Below are 18,086 nucleotides of genomic sequence, written 5' to 3' on the forward strand. Positions count from 1 at the left end.
CGAAGCGTTATCAAACAGCGGTGGGTTCGTCCGCCGGGAGGCTGTCCATGAAGGAGCTGACGGAGAAGACCGCGTTGCCGGCGCCGGGCGGGCCGTAGCCGGGGGGCGAGGAGAGGCCGAAGTCCTCCATGGTCTGCCGGTACGCCTGGAGCAGGCGGATGTGGTACTCCAGGGGCGCGCCCTGCGGGTTGGCCTTGCCGAGCGGGGTCGTGGGCTCCGGGCACCAGGTGGTGAAGCGGGGCGTGATGCCGTGCGACATGAAGAAGCGCAGGCCCTCGGTGGTGGAGGCGATGGCCTCGTCGACCGAGGTGAAGCCGAACGGCTCGGCCATCTCCACGCCGGCCACGAAGTTGGGGATGACGTTGCGCGCCCCGAAGATCTCCGCGGAGTCGAGGATCCGCTTGTGCCACTCGTCGCGGCCGACGTAGCGCTCCTTGCCCGGGCAGTACATCTTGAACAGGTACTCGTCCCACACCTCGTAGTTGGGGTGGTAGATCTGCACGCCGTAGTCCTTGAACCGCTGGACGTCGTCACGCGGCAGGGCCTGGGCCACCACCTTGCCGATCCAGCGGCCGGGGAAGCGCTCCTCGATGGCCTTGGCGTAATGGCCGTAGAAGTCCGCCTCGTCGCGGCCGGCGACCGTCTTGGTGATGGCGCCACCGGTGAGCGTGTAGGCGGTGGACGCCTTGGCGGTGTCGTAGCGGTCGATGATCTCGAGGGCCTCGAGGACCTCCTCGACGTCCTTCACGCCCGTGTACGGCCGGCCGGCGGCCTTGTGCTGGCGCCAGTTGTGGTTGATGTCGCAGTACTGGCACTCCTCCTTGGCGCCGAAGTACTGGCAGACCCGGAAGACGGTCAGGTAGATCAGGTAGCCCCACTGGATGGTCGGGGCGACCTCCATGACCGACTTCCCGCTGGCGAGGGTGTGCCGGTAGTACTCGGGCATCGGCGGCACGCCGACGTCGGAGATCCGCTTGCCGTCGAGGTAGAGGCCGAGCACGCCGTCCCCGTTCGCGGCGACACGGTACGGCGAGGAGGGGTTCACCCGGACCGAGACGACCGTGCGGCGCAGGTCGTACGGGCCGCCGGTGAGGATGATCTCCTCGGGCGGGCGGCGCAGTGCGGCCTCGCCCAGCTCGGGCAGGGTGCCGTGGTCGAAGGAGAAGATGAAGTACGACTTCGGCTTGACCTCGCCGCCCTCGTTGTCGCTGAGCGCGGACGGGTCGAAGGCGACGCCGCCGCGGAGCAGGTCCTCCTTGAAGACGGCCTCCCGCGGCACGTGCGGGAATCGCTCCATCAGATCCTCGACCAGCGCGGTTCGGCTGCCCATCCCGTCTCTCCTCCCGGCTCGGACGTACGACTCCTCACGGTATGCCCATGGGTGTGCGTGGCCGGTACCGGGTCCCCCGAGCCGGGAGAATGCCCCGTCCATCACGGTTTGCGGGGGTGTCAGGCCTCACGCTCCAGGGTCGCCCAGTCGATCGCGTGCGCCGGTTTCTCCCCGGCCAGCAGCCGTTCCGCCTCCTCGGCGACCGCCAGGCCGAGCCGGGCCAGCTCGTTGCCCTGGGAGCCCGCGAGGTGCGGGGTGACGAAGGCGCCGGGCAGGTCGTAGAGGGGTGAGTTAGCGGGGAGCGGCTCGGGGTCGGTGACGTCGAGGATCGCGGTCAGGCGTCCGGCGCGCAGTTCCGCCACGAGGGCGTCGTGGTCGACCAGGGCACCGCGCGCGGTGTTGATCAGCACCGCGCCGTCGGGCATCAGGGCCAGCTCGCGGCGGCCGATCATGTGGCGGGTCCGGGGCGTCTCGGGGGCGTGGACGGTGACGATGTCGGACGTGCGCACCAACTCGTCCAGCGGCAGCAGGGGCACGCCGAGCGCGGCGGCCTCCTCCTCGTCCACGTAGGGGTCGGTGAGGGCGGGCTTCAGGTCGAAGGGGCGCAGCAGGTCGAGGACGCGGCGCCCGATGCGGGAGGCGCCGATGACACCGACGCGGCGGCCGTGGTTGCCGATGCCGGGGATGACGCCCCAGCCGGAGGAGGTGCGGGTCGCGCGCATCCGCTCGCGGGCGGCGAGGACGTCCTTCCCGGCGAGCAGGATCATGGCGAGGGTGTACTCGGCGACGGGCAGCGCGTTGGCGGCGGCGGCCGAGGAGATCATGATGCCGCGCTCCCGGATGCCGGGGGTGGCGAAGGACTTCACGGAGCCGGCCGAGTGCAGCACCGCGCGCAGCCGGGGAGCCGCGCCGAGGACCGTTTCGTCGAGCCGGGGGCAGCCCCAGCCGGTCACCAGGATCTCGGTCCGGGCCAGCGCGTCCAGCACGCGCGGGTCGGTGAAGTCCTGCGCCACGAGGGCCGGATCGATGTCCACGGATTCCCGCAGCCTCGCCAGCACCTCGGGCGGGAAGACCTGCGGCACGTTCTCGGCGGCCATGGCGAACAGTGCCTGGGGGCGCTGGCTCAAGGAGGTGACCTTCCGGCTCGGGACACACTGAGGTGCGGCTCACCGGAACACGGGTAGTAACCGCTCTCTACGAGGTCTCCACGGTAGGCCGGTCCGGGCCGCGGCGGCAATGCTCCGGGGCCGGGGTAGGTTCCGGCGGGGGCTTCCCTGTCCCCGCTGCCTCGGGGAAGGACGACGCGATGAACGGGACCGTGACCAACTGGGCGGGCAACATCACCTACGCGGCCAAGGAGCTGCACCGGCCGGGATCGCTCACCGCACTGCGCGCGCTGGTCGCGGACAGCGAGCGGGTGCGGGTGCTGGGCAGCGGGCACTCGTTCAACGTGATCGCGGAGCCGGGCGCCGAGGGCGTCCTGCTGTCGCTGGCCGATCTGCCGCCGGAGGTGGACGTCGACACGGCGGCCCGCACCGTCCGGGTCGGCGGCGGGGTGCGCTACGCCGAGCTGGCCCGCCGGGTGCACGGGCAGGGTCTGGCCCTGCCGAACATGGCGTCCCTTCCGCACATCTCGGTGGCCGGGTCGGTCGCGACCGGCACCCACGGCTCGGGGGTGCTCAACGGCCCGCTGTCGGCGCCCGTGCGCGAGGTGGAGCTGGTCACGGCCGACGGCTCGACGGTGACCATAGGACGGGACGAGGAGCGCTTCGGCGGGGCCGTCACCTCGCTCGGCGCACTCGGGGTCGTCACCGCGCTCACCCTCGACCTGGAGCCGGCCTTCGAGGTGGAGCAGTACGTGTTCACCGAACTGCCCTTCCAGGGGCTGGACTCGGGGACGTTCGAGACGGTGATGGCGACGGGCTACAGCGTCAGCCTGTTCACCGACTGGCGGGAACCTGGTTTCCGGCAGGTGTGGCTCAAGCGGCGTACCGACCAGCCGCTGCCCACCTTCCCCTGGGCGGCTCCCGCCACCGAGAAGATGCACCCGGTGCCGGGCATGCCCGCGGTCAACTGCACCGAGCAGTTCGGGGTGCCGGGGCCGTGGCACGAGCGGTTGCCGCACTTCCGGGCGGAGTTCGTGCCGAGCAGCGGGGCGGAGTTGCAGTCGGAGTACCTGCTGCCACGCCACCGCGCCGTGGAGATGATGCACGCGCTCGACGCGCTCCGGGAGACCGTCGCCCCGGTCCTGCAGACCTGCGAGGTGCGCACCGTCGCCGGTGACGACCAGTGGCTGAGCCCCTCCCACGGCCGCGACACCGTCGCGGCGCACTTCACCTGGGTCGCGGACACGCGGGCGGTGCTGCCGGTGGTGCGGCGGGTCGAGGAGGCGCTGGCCCCCTTCGAGGCGCGGCCGCACTGGGGCAAGGTGTTCACCGTGCCCGCCTCCGCCCTGCGCCGGCTGTATCCGCGGCTGGGCGACTTCCGGGCCCTGGCGCGGGATCTGGATCCGCGGGGGACGTTCGCCAACGCCTTCGTCCGGGACGTGCTGGCCGAGGCGTAGGCAGCGCCGCGGCCCCCGGCGGCGGGCACCGCCGGGGCACGCTCGCGGACCGGCCGGCCGGGGGCCCGCCGGTCAGGCCGTGGCGTGCGGCCGGCTGTGGGCGACCGCGGTCGTGGCGCGGCCTGCCTCGTCCGCGACGAGCAGGGAGAGCAGGGACGCCACGGTCAGACCGGCCTCGGCCGGGTGGCGCAGCACCTTGGCGGGGTCGATCCGGTACGTGTTGCTGCGCCCCTCCCGGGTGTGGGAGAGGTATCCGTCCTGCTCCAGGTCGGCGATGATCTTCTGCACGGCCCGTTCGGTGAGCCGGCAGTGGGCCGCGATGTCCCGGATCCGGGCGCTGTGGTTGTCTGCGATCGCCGCCAGCACGCGGGCATGGTTGGTGAGGAACGTCCATCCGGTGTGTGGCTCGGGCACTCCGTCCATGCTCCAACTCTAGCGACCGAACATTCGCGCACTCAAAAACACGTACTCCATTTCATGTATTGGTTGACGTGTGTGGGGTAGAGGGGCAACGCTGGATGCGGAGGCAGGGCGATCAGACAGGGAGAAAAGGGCCATGCCGGAGCCTGCGTACGCTGCGCGGTCTCACACCCCGGAGGGCGCCGCGGCCGCGGCGAGCGGCAGTGCACCGGCGGCGATCCCGCCCTGCATGGCGACCATGGACGTCACACCGGACGGCGACCGGATGACCGTGACGATGTGGGGTGAGCTGGATCTGGGCAGCCGGCGGCTGCTTCCCGAGCTGTACGACGTCCTCGAACTTTCGGGCAGCGGCATCGACCTGCGGCTGGACGCCGTCGGATTCTGCGACTGCTCCGGCCTCAACACGCTGATGGACCTGCGCACCCGAGCCCTGGACCAGGGCAGGACGGTCGTCCTGCGGTCCGGCGGCGTCGCCGTCGAGCGGCTGCTGGACCTGACGGGCACGCGGGAGCTGCTCACCGGCCCCGCCGACGGGGACAGGACGCCCCCGCCCCCGGAAACCGGCGACCAGAACCTCCGCGCCGAGGTCGCCCAGCTGCGGCGGGCCATGCAGACCCGCCCCACCATCGACCTGGCCCGCGGCATCCTGATGGCCTCCTTCAGCCTGAGCCCCGAGGCCGCATGGAGCGTGCTGGTCAGAACGTCCCAGAACACCAACACCAAGCTGCACCACCTGGCCAGTGAGCTGGTGGGCAGCGTGCACGGCAGCACGCTGCCGGAGCAGGTGCAGCAGCAGCTGGCGGCCGCGGTCGCCGGGGCGGGCCGCCGGAGCTGAGGGGTCCCTGCACGATGAGCGCCCGATCAGGTCGCGTGGTCCGGTGCCGTGCATCGCAAGGCGCCGGAGGGCCCCGGTAGCTCCGCTACCTCGGCGCTTCGGCAACGCGGCGAGCGCGGCACCGGACCACGCGACCGGGCGGGCAGGATGCAAGGACCCTGAGGGCCGGGCGATGCCGTCGGGGACATGGCCGACGCGGCCCGTGCGGGAGGATCGCCGGGTGTGCCGTCGCCCCGCACACACTCTTGAGGCATCACGGTCGAGCCACGGCGGTGATCACCGGTCCTCACCAGGGGCGCACTTTATAAAGCCCCTTTCCAAACCCCTTGTCGAAAGTCCCGGCACCCCATAGCCTTGCGCCGCGCCGGTGCCGCGACGACCCCGGCCCGGTCGGCCTGGGAAGGGATGGGGCAACCCGGTGAAGCGCACATCACGTGACATCCGTACCGCGAACCGCTACGAGGTGTTGCGCCAGATCATCGCCGAGTCACCCACCTCCCGTCAGGAGCTGGCCGCCGCCACCGGACTCAGTCTCGCCACGGTCGCCACACTCGTCGGCGAACTGCTCGACCTCCGCATGATCACCGAGGTGGGCTTCGAGGACTCGGCCGGCGGCCGCCCCCGAGGCCTGGTCGCGGTCAACTCGTCGGGCGGCGCGCTGATCGGCGTAGACATCGCCGAGACGTACGTCCATGTCGAGCTGTTCGACCTGGGACTGAACGTGCTGGCCCGCGCCGAGGAGGACGTCCGGCCCGGCGAGAGCCTGCCCGAGCAGGTGGTCGGGCATGTGGCCACCGCCGTCGGGTCGGTGGTCACCCAGGCCGGCATCGAGGGCGCCCGGGTGCTCGGGGTCGGCGTGAGCGTGCCGGGGCAGGTGGACCGCGCCACCGGCACCTCGGAGTACGCGCCCAACTGGGACTGGCACGACGTGCCGCTGCTCGACCTGCTCACCGAGCACATCGCCTACCCGCTGTACCTGGACAACCCGCTGCGCGCCAGCGCGGTGGCCGAGTTGTGGTTCGGAGCCGCGCGCGGGCGCGGGAACGCCGTGGTGGTGAACCTCGGGACCGGGGTGGGCGCGGGGCTCGTCCTGGGCGGGGGGCTGCACCGCGGGGTGAGCAACAGCGCCGGGGAGTGGGGCCACACCACGATGGTCCTGGACGGACGTCTGTGCCGCTGCGGCAACCACGGCTGCGTGGAGACGTACGTGGGCGCCCGCGGCATCATGCTGAACCTGCGCGAACTCAGCCCCGACAGCCCGCTGCTGCACCCCGAGGACCAGACGGCGACCATCGACGCGCTGGCCCGCGGGGTCGAGGCGGACGACCCGGTGGCACGCAAGGTCGTCCAGGAGACGGCCCGTTACCTCGGCGCCGGCGTCGCGGACCTGGTGAACCTGTTCAACCCGGAGGTCGTCGTGCTGAGCAGCTGGGTCGCCCGCACCCTGGGCGAACCGCTGCTGAACGCAGTGCGCGAGGCCGTCACCCGGCACGCGCTGCCGCGGCCGCTGGCCGCCACCGAGGTCGTCCTCTCGCCGATCCCCACCGACCCGGTGTGCCTGGGTGCGGCGACGTTCGCGCTCGAGGGCGCGCTGCAGACCGTCGGACAGAGAAACGGCAAACGCACCACCCCCGTCAGGAGCCGTACCGCCGCCCCACCCTCGTAGCGGCGGAAGCAACTCCTCCGCGACACCCGCGTGTTCGAAATCGCGAACCGGAAACAACGCTTCGAACAGGCTTCGTCCAACCCCTTGCCGAAGCCTTAGCCGAAGCTCTAGCGTCCCGCACCGCACCTCTCTTTGAGCCATCTGGCACGAGCTGCCGGCTCGTGAGCCATCAGGCAGTGAGCCGAAGAGCCGCAGCCGCACTCGAGACAAGGACGTCAGCATGTCGGCATCGAGCAACATGAACTGGGACCGTCGAAACGTTCTGCGGGCCGCGATGGGCCTGGCCGCCGCCGGCGGACTGGCCGCGTGCGGCGGCAACAACGGGCGGGGCGGTGGATCCGGTTCGGGCAAGAACCTGGTCCAGTACTTCCACGCGTACGGCGAGGCCGGCGTCGAGCAGGCCGTCAAGCGGTACGCGAAGGCCTACAAGGGCGCCAACGTGGCCACGCAGTGGATCACGGGCAACAACTTCGAGCAGAAGCTCTTCGCAGCGCTGCTCACCCAGAACGCGCCCGACGTGTTCGAATTCCACCCGCAGATCCAGCTCATCAAGAGCGGCCAGGTGGCGGACCTGACCGACATCATCGAGCCGGTCAAGGACGACTTCAACCAGGCCGACATCAAGTCGCACACGGTCGACGGCAAGATTTACGGCGTCCGGATGATCGACGACCCGCAGTTCTTCTTCTACCGGCCGTCGATGTTCGAGAAGGCGAAGGTCGAGGTACCGACCACGCTGGAGGAGCTGATCGAAGCCGCCGACAAGCTCACCACCAGCAAGGTCAAGGGCGTCTACCTCGGCAACGAGATCACCCCGATCCAGCACAACCTGATCTGGTCGGCCGGCGCCGACACCCTCACCGCGGACAACAAGCCCGCCTTCAACACCGACGCCGTCGCCGACGGTCTCAAGCAGCTGCGTGGCCTTTTCACCAGCGGCAACATGCTGCTCGGCGCCCCCACCGACTGGTGGGACCCGTCGGCCTTCACCCAGGGCCTGACGGCGATGCAGTGGTGCGGCATGTGGGCCATGCCGGTCATGCAGAAGGCGCTCGGCGACGACATCGGCATCTTCCCCTTCCCGAAGGTCGGCTCCGCCGGCAAGGAGTCGGTCTACAACGGCGGCTGGTCGATGTTCGTCAACGCCAAGGGCAAGAACGTCGAGGCGGCCAAGGAGTACGTCAAGTGGCTGTGGATCGACCAGAAGGAGTATCAGGAGGACTTCGCCACCTCCTACGGCTTCCACATCCCGCCGCGCACCTCCCTGGCCCAGTCCGCGGACAAGCTGAAGTCCGGCCTGCCGGCCGAGGGCGTGAAGCTCTTCAACGAGTTCGGCCACTTCGACAACATCGGCTGGACGCAGGCCATGATCTCCGCGTTCTGGGACGTCATAGCGAACGCCGTCCGCAAGAACGGCGACCCGAAGGCCCAGCTCGACGCCTGTGAGAAGAAGGTCGACGCCGAGCTCAAGAAGCTCTTCGGTTAGATCACCGGACGGATCTCGACATGTCGACCACCACCTCACGCGGGGTCGCCCAGCCCGCCCCGGCCAAGGTCTCCAAGACCCGGCCGCGGCGGGGCCTGCGGGCGAGCAGCACCTTCAACTTCTGGCTGTTCACCGGGCCGTTCCTGCTCGGTCTGATCGTCTTCGTCTTCGTGCCCATCGGCTGGAGCGTGTGGCTCAGCTTCTTCGAGGCCCGCTTCACCGTCACGCCGAGCCAGTTCGTCGGCTTCGACAACTACAAGCAGGTCCTCACGGACGAGGACTTCCTGAACTCGCTGGTCACCTTCACCGTCTTCGCCGCGTTCATCGTGCCCGCCACCTGGGCGACGTCGCTGGGTCTGGCGCTGCTGGTGAACCGGCTGCGGTTCATGCGGGCGTTCTTCCGGTCGGTGTTCTTCCTGCCCACCGCGGTCAGCTATGTCGCCGCATCACTGATCTGGAAGATGTCCCTTTTCAACGGCGTCCGCTTCGGCCTCGCCAACACCGTCATCGGCTGGTTCGGCGTGGACAACATCGCCTGGCTGGCGAGCCCCGACCCGCCCTGGTACTGGCTGGTCATCGTGACCGTCCGCCTGTGGCTCCAGTCGGGCTTCTTCATGATCCTTTTCCTGGCGGCACTTCAGAACATTCCGCGCGAGCTGTACGAGGCCGCTTCCATCGACGGCGCCAAGCCGGGCTGGCAGACCTTCCGGCACATCACGCTGCCACAGCTGCGGGCCACCTCCACGGCGGTGATCCTGCTCCTGCTGATCGCGGCCTACCAGGCCTTCGACGAGTTCTTCAACCTGCTCACCAAGGCCACCTGGGGCCAGCCCCCGCTGGTCGAGCTCTACAAGATGGCCCTCGGCGAGAACCAGAACTACGGCGCGGGCAGCGCGGGCGCGGTCGTCCTGACCCTGCTCATCTGCATCGTGACTTTGCTCCAGGGCAAGATCATGGGCTTCGGAAGGGGTGAGGAGTCCAAGTGACCACCACAGCACCCGACGTCAGGAAGACCGCGAAGCCTGGCAAGGTCAAGCGCGGCGGCGTCATCGGAAACACCGGCCTGTACATCGCGACCGGGATCGCCGCCCTCCTTTTCCTGATCCCCTTCTACCTGATCGTCCGCAACGCGCTGATGACCGACCCGGAGATCACGGGTGAGGAGTGGAAGTGGTTCCCCACCTCCATCCAGTGGGGCAACATCACCGAACCTTTCAGCGACGTCACCGTCGACTTCGCCCGTTCCCTGTGGAACTCGGTCGTCGTCGCCGTCCTGCACACCGTCGGCATCCTGCTGATCTGCTCGCTCGCCGGGTACGGTCTCGCCCGGATCCCCTACAAGCACGCTAACAAGGTCTTCTACGCCGTCCTGGCCACCCTGATGGTTCCGACGGCGGTCACCTTCGTGCCGAGCTTCGTCCTGGTCTCGTCCCTCGGCTGGGTCGACAGCTACCGGGGTCTGATCATCCCGGGCCTCTTCAGTGGTTTCACGTGCTTCCTGTTCCGGCAGTACTTCCTGGGGTTCCCGAAGGAGCTCGAGGAGGCGGCGCGCGTGGACGGACTCGGCTACTGGGGCGCGTACTGGCGTGTCGTCGTGCCGAACTCGCTGAACTTCTTCGCGGCCATCGCCACGATCACCTTCATCAACGGCTGGAACTCCTTCCTCTGGCCCCTGGTCATCGGACAGGATCCGAGTGCCTGGACAGTCCAGGTGGCTTTGTCGTCCTATATGACCAACCAGACCGTCAACTACCACCTGATCTTCATGGCCACGGCCATTTCCATCCTGCCCCTGGTGTTCGTCTTCCTCTTCCTCCAGCGCTGGCTGGTGCAGGGGATCGCCCAGACCGGCATCAAGGGCTGAGCTAGGAGACCGATGTCTATCCGTACGACCCCATCCGTCGACTACGTCGAGGACGTCTCCCCGGGGAGCGGGGCCCTGCCGCCCCGTGCCTGGTACGCGTCCTCGGACGCGCGGTCCCTCTCGCTGAACGGCAGCTGGCGCTTCCGGCTCTCGGCCACCGCCGACGCCGAGGACGACTCGTTCGCCGAGGAGGGCTACGACGCCGGGAACTGGGCCGAGGTCACGGTCCCCGGGCACTGGGTCCTCCAGGGCGAGGGGGCGTTCGGCTCCCCGGTCTACACCAACCACCTCTACCCCTTCCCGGTGGACCCGCCGTACGTCCCGACGGAGAACCCGACCGGTGACCATCTGCGGGTCTTCGACCTGCCGTCCGACTGGCCGTCGGACGGCGGGGCGGTGCTGCGGTTCGACGGTGTCGAGTCCTGCGCCCGGGTGTGGCTGAACGGCACCGAGCTCGGCGAGTTCAAGGGCTCCCGGCTGCCGCACGAGTTCGCGGTCGGGCAGCTGCTGAAGCCGGGCCGCAACGTGCTCGCCGTGCGCGTGCACCAGTGGTCGGCCGGGTCGTACCTGGAGGACCAGGACCAGTGGTGGCTGCCCGGCATCTTCCGGGACGTCACCCTGCTGCACCGGCCGGCGGGCAGCGTGGGCGACTTCTTCGTGCACGCCTCCTACGACCACACCACCGGTGAGGGCACCCTGCGCGTCGACTGCGACGTCGACGGGCGGGTGAGCGTCCCGGCCCTGGACATCGATATCGCGACCGGTGAGTCGGTGACGGTGGCCGTCGAGCCGTGGACGGCCGAGACGCCGAAGCTCTACGGCGGTGTCCTGGCCACCGAGGGCGAGCGGGTGCCGCTGCGCATCGGTTTCCGTACGGTCGTCCTCGAGGACGGGCTGATCAAGGTCAACGGCAGGGCCGTCCTCTTCAAGGGCGTCAACCGCCACGAGTGGCACCACGAGAAGGGCCGCGCCCTCGACCTGGAGACCATGCGCGAGGACGTGCTGCTGATGAAGCGGCACAACCTCAACGCCGTGCGCACCTCGCACTACCCGCCGCACCCGGCCTTCCTGGACCTGTGCGACGAGTACGGCCTGTGGGTCATCGACGAGTGCGACCTGGAGACCCACGGCTTCGTCGAGCAGGACTGGCGGGACAACCCGGTCGACGACGACCGCTGGACCCCGGCCCTGCTGGACCGTGCCGCGCGCATGGTCGAGCGGGACAAGAACCACCCGTCGATCGTGTTCTGGTCGCTGGGCAACGAGGCCGGCACCGGGCGCGGGCTCACCGCCATGGCCGAGTGGATCCACGACCGCGACCCCGAGCGGCTGGTGCACTACGAGGGCGACTGGAACTGCCGCGACACCGACGTGTACTCGCGGATGTACGCCTTCCACGACGAGGTCGAGAAGATCGGGCAGCGGCTCGACGGTGGCACGCACAAGCGCCGTGACCTCCCCTTCATCCAGTGCGAGTACGGCCACGCGATGGGTAACGGCCCGGGCGGGCTCGCCGACTACCAGGAGCTGTTCGAGAAGTACGAGCGGCTCCAGGGCGGGTTCATCTGGGAGTGGATCGACCACGGCGTCAAGCACCCCGAGCTGGGCTACGCCTACGGCGGTGACTTCGGCGAGGAGCTGCACGACGGCAACTTCGTCTGCGACGGGCTGGTCTTCCCGGACCGGACGCCGTCGCCGGGCCTCGTCGAGTACAAGAAGGTGATCGAGCCGGTCCGCATCGAGGGCTGGGGGTCCCCCCTGCTCGAGCGAAGCCGAGAGCTTGGGGGAGGCGCGACCGGCATCGTGCGGATCACCAACAAGCAGGACTTCGCCGACCTGTCCGCGCTGGCCTTCGAGTGGTCGTGCCAGGTGGACGGCGAGACCGTCGAGTCGGGTGCGCTCGCGGTGCCGGCGCTCGCGCCGGGCGAGAGCGCCGAGGTGAAGCTGCCGGAGCCGCCCGCGGACGGCCGCGGCGGCGAGCGGCAGTGGACCGTGCGGGCCCTGCTCGCCGACGACGTGTCCTGGGCCGCGAAGGACCACGTCGTGGCCTGGGGTCAGTTCGCCGCGGGGGCACGGCCGCTGCCGTCCTTCCCGGCGAGCGACCGTCCCGTGCGTGAGGACGGCCGGATCACGCTCGGCCCGGCCGCGTTCGACGCCCGCACCGGTGAGCTGTTCTCGATCGGCGGGGTGGAGGTCGGCGCGGCGCCGCGGCTGGACGTGTGGCGGGCGACGACCGACAACGACGACGGCGCCGAGTGGCAGACCGACACCCGCTACGGCGTGCTGTGGCGCACGCTCGGCCTGCACCGCATGCGGCACCGCCTGGTCTCGGTCGAGGCGGGCGACGACGCGCTGACGGTGCGCACACGGGTGGCGCCCGCCGCCCGCGAGATCGGCCTGGGAACGGTGTACCGCTGGACGTCCGACGGCGAGCGGCTGCGGCTGACCGTGTCCGTGACGCCGGAGGGTGACTGGACGGTGCCGCTGCCCCGGCTCGGGGTGCGCTTCGGGCTGTCGGAGGCCGACTCCGTGGAGTGGTTCGGCGGCGGTCCCGGCGAGGCGTATCCGGACACCAGGGCGGCGTCCATGGTGGGCCGCTGGCAGTCGACGGTGGACGGGCTGCAGACGCCGTACCTCCGCCCGCAGGAGAACGGCGCCCGTGCCGACGTCCGCTGGGTGGAGCTCGGCGGTCTCAGGATCGAGGGCGACCCGGAGTTCTGGTTCACCGCGCGGCGCTGGACCACCGAGCGGCTGGACGCGGCGCGGCACCGCACCGACCTCACGCCCGGCGACACGGTGTGGGTCAACCTCGACCACGGGCAGCACGGCATCGGCTCGCAGTCGTGCGGACCGGGCCCGCTGCCGCAGTACTTCCTGAAGGCCGAGCCGGTGGAGTTCTCGTTCGTGTTCTCGACCACCAGGTAAGAACTCGATTAATCGATTGACCAATTGATCGACATTCCGACAGTGTCGGAATGTCATCCGCGGCCGGTCGGCCCTCCAGCCGACCGGCCGCAACTGTGTTCACCACAAAGGAAGTCGGTGGGTCAGTTGAGTGTCGCCATCGAGGTTCGCGGGCTCTCCCGGACCTTCCACACCACCGTCCGGCGCCCCGGGTTCGCGGGCGCCCTGCGGTCCCTGGTCAACCCGGAGCGGGTGGCCAAGCACGCCGTCACCGACATCAGCTTCGACGTCTCCCCGGGCGAACTCCTCGCCCTGCTCGGCCCGAACGGCGCCGGCAAGTCCACCACCATCAAGATGCTGACCGGCATCCTCACCCCCACGTCCGGCGAGGCCCGGGTCGCGGGCGTGGTGCCGTACCTGGAGCGCGAGCGCAACGCCCGTAACGTCGGCGCCGTGTTCGGGCAGCGCACGCAGCTGTGGTGGGACCTGCCGGTGCGCGAGTCGTTCGCGATCCTGCGGGACATCTACGAGGTGCCGAAGACCGAACACGCCGCCCGGCTCAAGGAGTTCGACGACATCCTGGACCTGTCGTCCTTCTGGGACACCCGGGTCCGCCATCTCTCCCTCGGCCAGCGGGTGCGCAGCGATCTGGCCGCCGCCCTGCTGCACGACCCGCCGGTGGTGTTCCTCGACGAGCCGACGATCGGCATGGACGTGGTGGTCAAGGAGCAGGTGCGGGAGTTCCTGCGCCACCAGGTCGAACAGCGCGGCCGTACGGTGCTGCTGACCACGCACGACATGACGGAGGTCGAGCGGCTCGCCGAGCGGGTGGTGCTGGTCAACCACGGCCGGCTGGTCCTGGACGGCACCCTCGGCGAGATCCGCCGGAAGTTCGGCTCGACCTGGCAGGTGCGGGCCACGCTCGCCGACCCGCACGCCGAGGTCGTACCGCCGCCCGGCACCGCGCTCCTGCGGCACACCGGCGCACAGGTCGTCTTCGGCCCCGACGGGGCGGACGCGCCCACCGTCCACCAGGCGCTGAAGGCCGTGATCGAGCGGTTCGAGGTGACGGACATCGCCCTGGACGAGGCGGACCTGGAAGACGTGATGCGGGCCGCGTACGTGCACGCCGGGGAGGTCTGACGTGGCCGTGCCGCACGCCTGGCGCGCCGCCCGCGTCACCCCGCTCGGCGAGTTGAACGCTCCGCCCCGCATGACCGCCGTCGCGCTCCGGCTGGCCGTGCAGGTGGTGCTGGTCTGGTCGCTGTGGCGGGGCCTGTACGCGCAGACCGGCACGACCGCCGGCCTGAGCCGCGACCAGGCGGTGACCTACGCCGTGCTGGCCGTACTGGCGTCCCGGCTGCGCGAGTTGGACCAGTACGCGGGCCGGGACACGGTCCTGCAGCACATGCACTTCGGCACCATCGTCTACTGGTACCTGCGTCCGCTGCCGCCGCAGCGCTACTACGCCCTGCGGGCCGCCGGCGAGCAACTGTACGGGCTCGCGTGGGCACTGACGGGGTACGTGATCTGCCTGGCAGCGGGGGTCGTCGAGCCGCCCGGTTCGGCCGCGGTGGCCGGGGTGTTCGTGCTCAGCATGCTGCTGGGCCAGTGGGTCCTCTACTACGTCATGCTCGTGCTCGACCAGTTGTGCTTCTGGACGATCCGCAACACCGCGGCGATGCTCATCCTGCTGTTCGCGCAGAACCTGCTGTCCGGGGTGTACGCGCCGCTGTGGTTCTTCCCGGACTGGTTCGTGACGATGAGCGCCTTCCTGCCGTTCCAGGCCACGCTGAGTGTGCCGCTGTCGCTGTACGTGGGGCGGATCCCCCTGTCCGACGCGGCCTTCCAGCTCACCGTCCAGGCCGCGTGGGTCGTGGTGCTGGCGTTGTTCACCCGGCTGCTGTGGCGGCGGGCCGCCCGGCGCGTGATCTCGCAGGGAGGCTGAGATGTCGGTGAAGGCACTGCGGATCATCTGGCGCGTCACGGCGCTCAACTTCCGCGCACAGATGGAGTACCGCACCGAGTTCCTGCTGATGATCGCGATCGGGGCGATCTGGCAGGTGTCGGTGATCGTGTTCGCCACGGTGTTGCTGTCCCGGTTCGCCGGGATGGGCGGCTGGGACAGCTCCGACGTGCTGCTGATCCCGGCGACGCGGATGCTGGCGCACGGTCTGTTCGTGCTGTTCCTGGGGCGGATGCACTGGGCCGGCCGGCAGATCCAGGAGGGCCGGGTCGACATCTATCTGATGCGCCCGATGCCGGTCCACCGGCAGATGCAGCTGGCGTTCTTCCCCACCAACGCCATCGGCGACCTCACGGTCGCGGCCGGCCTGATGGTGGGCGCGCTGTCCCGCAGCGACCTCGACTGGACGGCGGGCCGCGTCACCTATCTGATCGCGGCCGTGCTCGGCGGCATGCTCCTGGAGGCGGCCCTGTTCACGGTCGTGGCGAGCGCGTCCCTGCGCTTCCCGGCCTCCGACTCCTGGGGCCGCTGGCTGGAGGAACTCCTCGGCACGTTCGGCAGCTACCCGCTGAACGTCCTCCCCAAGGCGGTGGGCGGATTCCTGACCTACGGTCTCCCGCTCGCGTTCGTCGCCTACTTCCCGGCGGCGGTCCTGACCGGCCACGGTCACACCACCGGCGTGCCGTACTGGCTGGCGGCGGCCTCACCGCTGCTCGGGCTGCTGGCGTATCTGGGGGCGCGGCTGTTGTGGCGGTGGAGTCTGCGGCACTACAGCGGGGTCAACGGGTGACCGGCCGGACCCGCGGATCGGGGTGAACAGGGCGGCCACGGCGAGCAGGACACAGGTCGTCCCGGCGGCCAGGGCGACCGGTGTCGTGCCCTGTTCCTCCGCCGCCCAGGTGAGTACCGCCGCGCCGATCGGTGCCGCCGCGTACTGAAGCGTCCAGAAGGCGGAGGTGACACGGCCCAGGAGGTGCTCCGGGGTGACCTCCTGACGCAGCGACATCGAGCAGGTCCCCGCCATGCCGGCACAGGCGAGGAACGCGGCGCTCAGGGCCGCGACGACCGGCACGTCACGGGCCCATCCGAGACCCGCGAAGGCCAGCCCGCACACCGCGACCGAGCCGGTCCACGTCGTGCCGAAGCCGAGGCGGCGACGGAACCGGGCCACGAGCAGGGCACCGGTGATGGTGCCGAGCGCGCCGACCGCCATGACGGTGCCGACCGTGCCGTCGTCGTGTCCGAGATCGTGCTTGAGGTGGTAGATGACCAGGTCGTTCAGGCCGAGGGTGAGGAAGCTGAAGACGAACAGCAGGGCGGTGAGCGCGCGCAGCACGGGGTGGCCGTGGAGGAAGGCGACGCCGGTGCGCAGGTCCTGCCACAGGCCCGCGCGCCGGTCGGTGTGCTCGTCCGGGGTGCGCTTGCGGAACCGTACGAAGAACAGGAACGTGGCCGACACCCCGAAGCTGACCGCGTCGACGCCCACCGCGGCGGCCGGGCCGGACCAGGCGGCGACCAGACCGGCGCACAGCGGCCCGAGGACGCCCGCGGCGGCGGCCGTCGCGTTCAACCGGCCGTTGGCCTCCGTGAGTTGCCCGGTGCCGACCAGGCCCCGCACGACCGTGACGTAGCCGACCGCGAACAGCATGCCCACGGCCTCGCACAGCGGCAGCACCACGTACAGCAGCCAGATCTGCGGGCCGAACAGCCACACCAGCGGGATCACTCCGTACAGCACCATGCGCACGAGGTCGCAGGCGATGAGCAGCCGGCGCCGGTCCACCCGGTCCACCACGGCCCCGGCGAACACCGCCGCGACGACCGCCGCCGCCCCGCCCACCGCCGTCAGCAGACCCATCCGCGCGATCGAGCCCGTGGCCTCCAGCACGAGCAGGGGCAGGGCGATCAGCGCGAAGGAGTCGCCGAGCACGGAGAGGGTCTGCGCGACCCAGAAGATGCCGAAGTCGCGTTGCCGCCACAGGGGACGGGTGCCGGGTAAGCCCTCGTCGGCGACGTCCTCGCGCCGCGCCGCTCCGTGCGTCATGCCGCCGTCTCCCCCGTGTCCCCGCTCACTGGTCCCGGCAACCTTACGGCTCCCCGCGGCGACCGAGGAATGCCACCCGCCCGCATTGCGATGCCCGCGAAAACCGGTACCGGTGGGCGGTGCGGACGGAGTAGCGTCCGCGCCGTGAGGTGACCTCTCGCGCGGTGTCCCGCACACCGCAGACGCGAACCCGACCCGTACCCCTGACTGACGTTCCGCAGGGAGAGATCACCATGCACATCACCTTGGGCGACACTCCTGACGACACCCTGGCCGCCTTCACCGCACGGGCGGCCGCCGATCCCGGCGTCGCCGGGCTGGTGCTCAGCGGCTCCCGGGTCCACGAGGGCATGCCGACGGTCCACTCGGACTACGACCTGCACGTGATCCTCATGGACCGACAGGCGTCACCCCTCGCCGAGTTGGACTGGTTCCGCTCCGCCCACCTGGACCTCGTGGTCATCCCGCTGGCGGAGTTCCGCACGCGCGGCATGCCCGGCCGCCCGGACAGCTTCGCGCGCTACTCCTACGTCCACGCCGAGGTGCTGCTCGACCGGCTCGACGGGACCATCGCCCGGATCCTCGACGAGAAACGGACGCTGGGCGCCACCGAGGCCCGGGCCGCCGTCGACGGCTGGCTCGACGCGTACGTCAACCAGACCTACCGCTCCCTGAAGAGCTACCGCGACGGCCGCCCCGCCATGGGTCACCTGGACGCCGCCGAGTCCGTCCCCCACGCCCTGGAGGTGCTCTTCGCCCTGCACCGCCGCGTCCGGCCCTACAACAAGTACCTCCAGTGGGAGCTGGAGCGGAGCCCGCTGGGCGACCGGCGGTGGGACGCGGACCGGCTCCTGCCCGTGCTGCACCGCCTGCTCGCCGACGGCGACCCGCACGCGCAGCGCACGCTCTTCAGCGACATCGAGCAGCAGGCGCGGCGAGCCGGCCACGACCGGGTCCTCGACTCCTGGGGGACGGTTCTGGAGTTGCTGCGTCACACATGAGTCA

At 70.3% G+C, this 18,086-nt stretch carries 15 protein-coding genes; 11 read left to right on the top strand and 4 right to left on the bottom strand.

All coding sequences use genetic code 11. The features are described from left to right. Window positions 1-10 precede the first annotated feature (10 nt). Window positions 11-1,330 (bottom strand): radical SAM protein, encoded by a 1,320-nt coding sequence (locus tag ACWD1U_RS01580; protein WP_451103645.1) that lies wholly within the window; start codon window positions 1,328-1,330, stop codon window positions 11-13. Window positions 1,331-1,449: 119 nt separating this feature from the next. Beyond that, the gene (locus tag ACWD1U_RS01585; RefSeq protein WP_451103646.1) at window positions 1,450-2,457 is read right to left on the bottom strand and encodes a hydroxyacid dehydrogenase; all 1,008 of its coding nucleotides are present in this window, start codon (window positions 2,455-2,457) and stop codon (window positions 1,450-1,452) included. Between the two features lie 179 nt (window positions 2,458-2,636). Between ACWD1U_RS01585 and ACWD1U_RS01590 the strand changes: the two genes are divergently transcribed. After that, window positions 2,637-3,893: a D-arabinono-1,4-lactone oxidase gene (locus ACWD1U_RS01590; RefSeq protein WP_451103647.1), complete on the top strand. Its 1,257-nt coding sequence runs from the start codon at window positions 2,637-2,639 to the stop codon at window positions 3,891-3,893. Window positions 3,894-3,965: 72 nt separating this feature from the next. Here the strand turns inward: ACWD1U_RS01590 and ACWD1U_RS01595 are convergent, their stop codons facing one another. Further along, window positions 3,966-4,316: a helix-turn-helix transcriptional regulator gene (locus tag ACWD1U_RS01595; protein ID WP_451103648.1), complete on the bottom strand. Its 351-nt coding sequence runs from the start codon at window positions 4,314-4,316 to the stop codon at window positions 3,966-3,968. Window positions 4,317-4,449: 133 nt separating this feature from the next. Here ACWD1U_RS01595 and ACWD1U_RS01600 point away from each other — a divergent pair, with 133 nt between their 5' ends. From ACWD1U_RS01600 to ACWD1U_RS01640, 9 genes are all read left to right on the top strand, one after another. Next, window positions 4,450-5,151, top strand: a complete 702-nt coding sequence (locus tag ACWD1U_RS01600) for an ANTAR domain-containing protein (protein ID WP_451103649.1) — start codon at window positions 4,450-4,452, stop codon at window positions 5,149-5,151. 418 nt (window positions 5,152-5,569) lie between these two features. Then, on the top strand, window positions 5,570-6,817 hold the full coding sequence (locus tag ACWD1U_RS01605; RefSeq protein ID WP_451103650.1) for an ROK family transcriptional regulator: 1,248 nt from the start codon (window positions 5,570-5,572) through the stop codon (window positions 6,815-6,817). 220 nt (window positions 6,818-7,037) lie between these two features. Beyond that, entirely contained in the window at window positions 7,038-8,303 is a 1,266-nt protein-coding gene (locus tag ACWD1U_RS01610; RefSeq protein WP_451103651.1) for an ABC transporter substrate-binding protein, read from the top strand. A 20-nt stretch (window positions 8,304-8,323) separates the two neighbouring features. Further along, on the top strand, window positions 8,324-9,289 hold the full coding sequence (locus tag ACWD1U_RS01615; protein WP_451103652.1) for a carbohydrate ABC transporter permease: 966 nt from the start codon (window positions 8,324-8,326) through the stop codon (window positions 9,287-9,289). Beyond that, window positions 9,286-10,167 carry a carbohydrate ABC transporter permease gene (locus ACWD1U_RS01620; RefSeq protein ID WP_451103653.1) on the top strand — a complete coding sequence of 294 codons (882 nt, stop codon included), beginning with the start codon at window positions 9,286-9,288 and terminating at the stop codon, window positions 10,165-10,167. The genes ACWD1U_RS01615 and ACWD1U_RS01620 overlap by 4 nt, the downstream gene beginning before the upstream one ends. A 12-nt stretch (window positions 10,168-10,179) precedes the next feature. Next, complete coding sequence (locus ACWD1U_RS01625) at window positions 10,180-13,092, top strand: glycoside hydrolase family 2 TIM barrel-domain containing protein (protein ID WP_451103654.1); 2,913 nt, start codon at window positions 10,180-10,182, stop codon at window positions 13,090-13,092. A 126-nt stretch (window positions 13,093-13,218) separates the two neighbouring features. After that, a complete protein-coding gene (locus ACWD1U_RS01630) occupies window positions 13,219-14,214 on the top strand; it encodes an ABC transporter ATP-binding protein (protein WP_451103960.1) in 996 nt (331 codons plus the stop codon). A 1-nt stretch (window position 14,215) separates the two neighbouring features. Beyond that, window positions 14,216-15,019 carry an ABC-2 family transporter protein gene (locus ACWD1U_RS01635; protein ID WP_451103655.1) on the top strand — a complete coding sequence of 268 codons (804 nt, stop codon included), beginning with the start codon at window positions 14,216-14,218 and terminating at the stop codon, window positions 15,017-15,019. A gap of 1 nt (window position 15,020) precedes the next feature. Next, a complete protein-coding gene (locus tag ACWD1U_RS01640) occupies window positions 15,021-15,827 on the top strand; it encodes an ABC transporter permease (protein WP_451103656.1) in 807 nt (268 codons plus the stop codon). Here the strand turns inward: ACWD1U_RS01640 and ACWD1U_RS01645 are convergent. After that, the gene (locus ACWD1U_RS01645; RefSeq protein ID WP_451103657.1) at window positions 15,741-17,081 is read right to left on the bottom strand and encodes an MFS transporter; all 1,341 of its coding nucleotides are present in this window, start codon (window positions 17,079-17,081) and stop codon (window positions 15,741-15,743) included. The two genes, ACWD1U_RS01640 and ACWD1U_RS01645, sit on opposite strands and share 87 nt — an antisense overlap. A gap of 233 nt (window positions 17,082-17,314) precedes the next feature. Here ACWD1U_RS01645 and ACWD1U_RS01650 point away from each other — a divergent pair, with 233 nt between their 5' ends. After that, window positions 17,315-18,082, top strand: coding sequence for a hypothetical protein (locus ACWD1U_RS01650; protein ID WP_451103658.1), 768 nt, complete (start codon window positions 17,315-17,317; stop codon window positions 18,080-18,082). Window positions 18,083-18,086 lie beyond the last annotated feature (4 nt).

The sequence above is a fragment of the Streptomyces sp. NPDC002788 genome, from assembly GCF_053592115.1.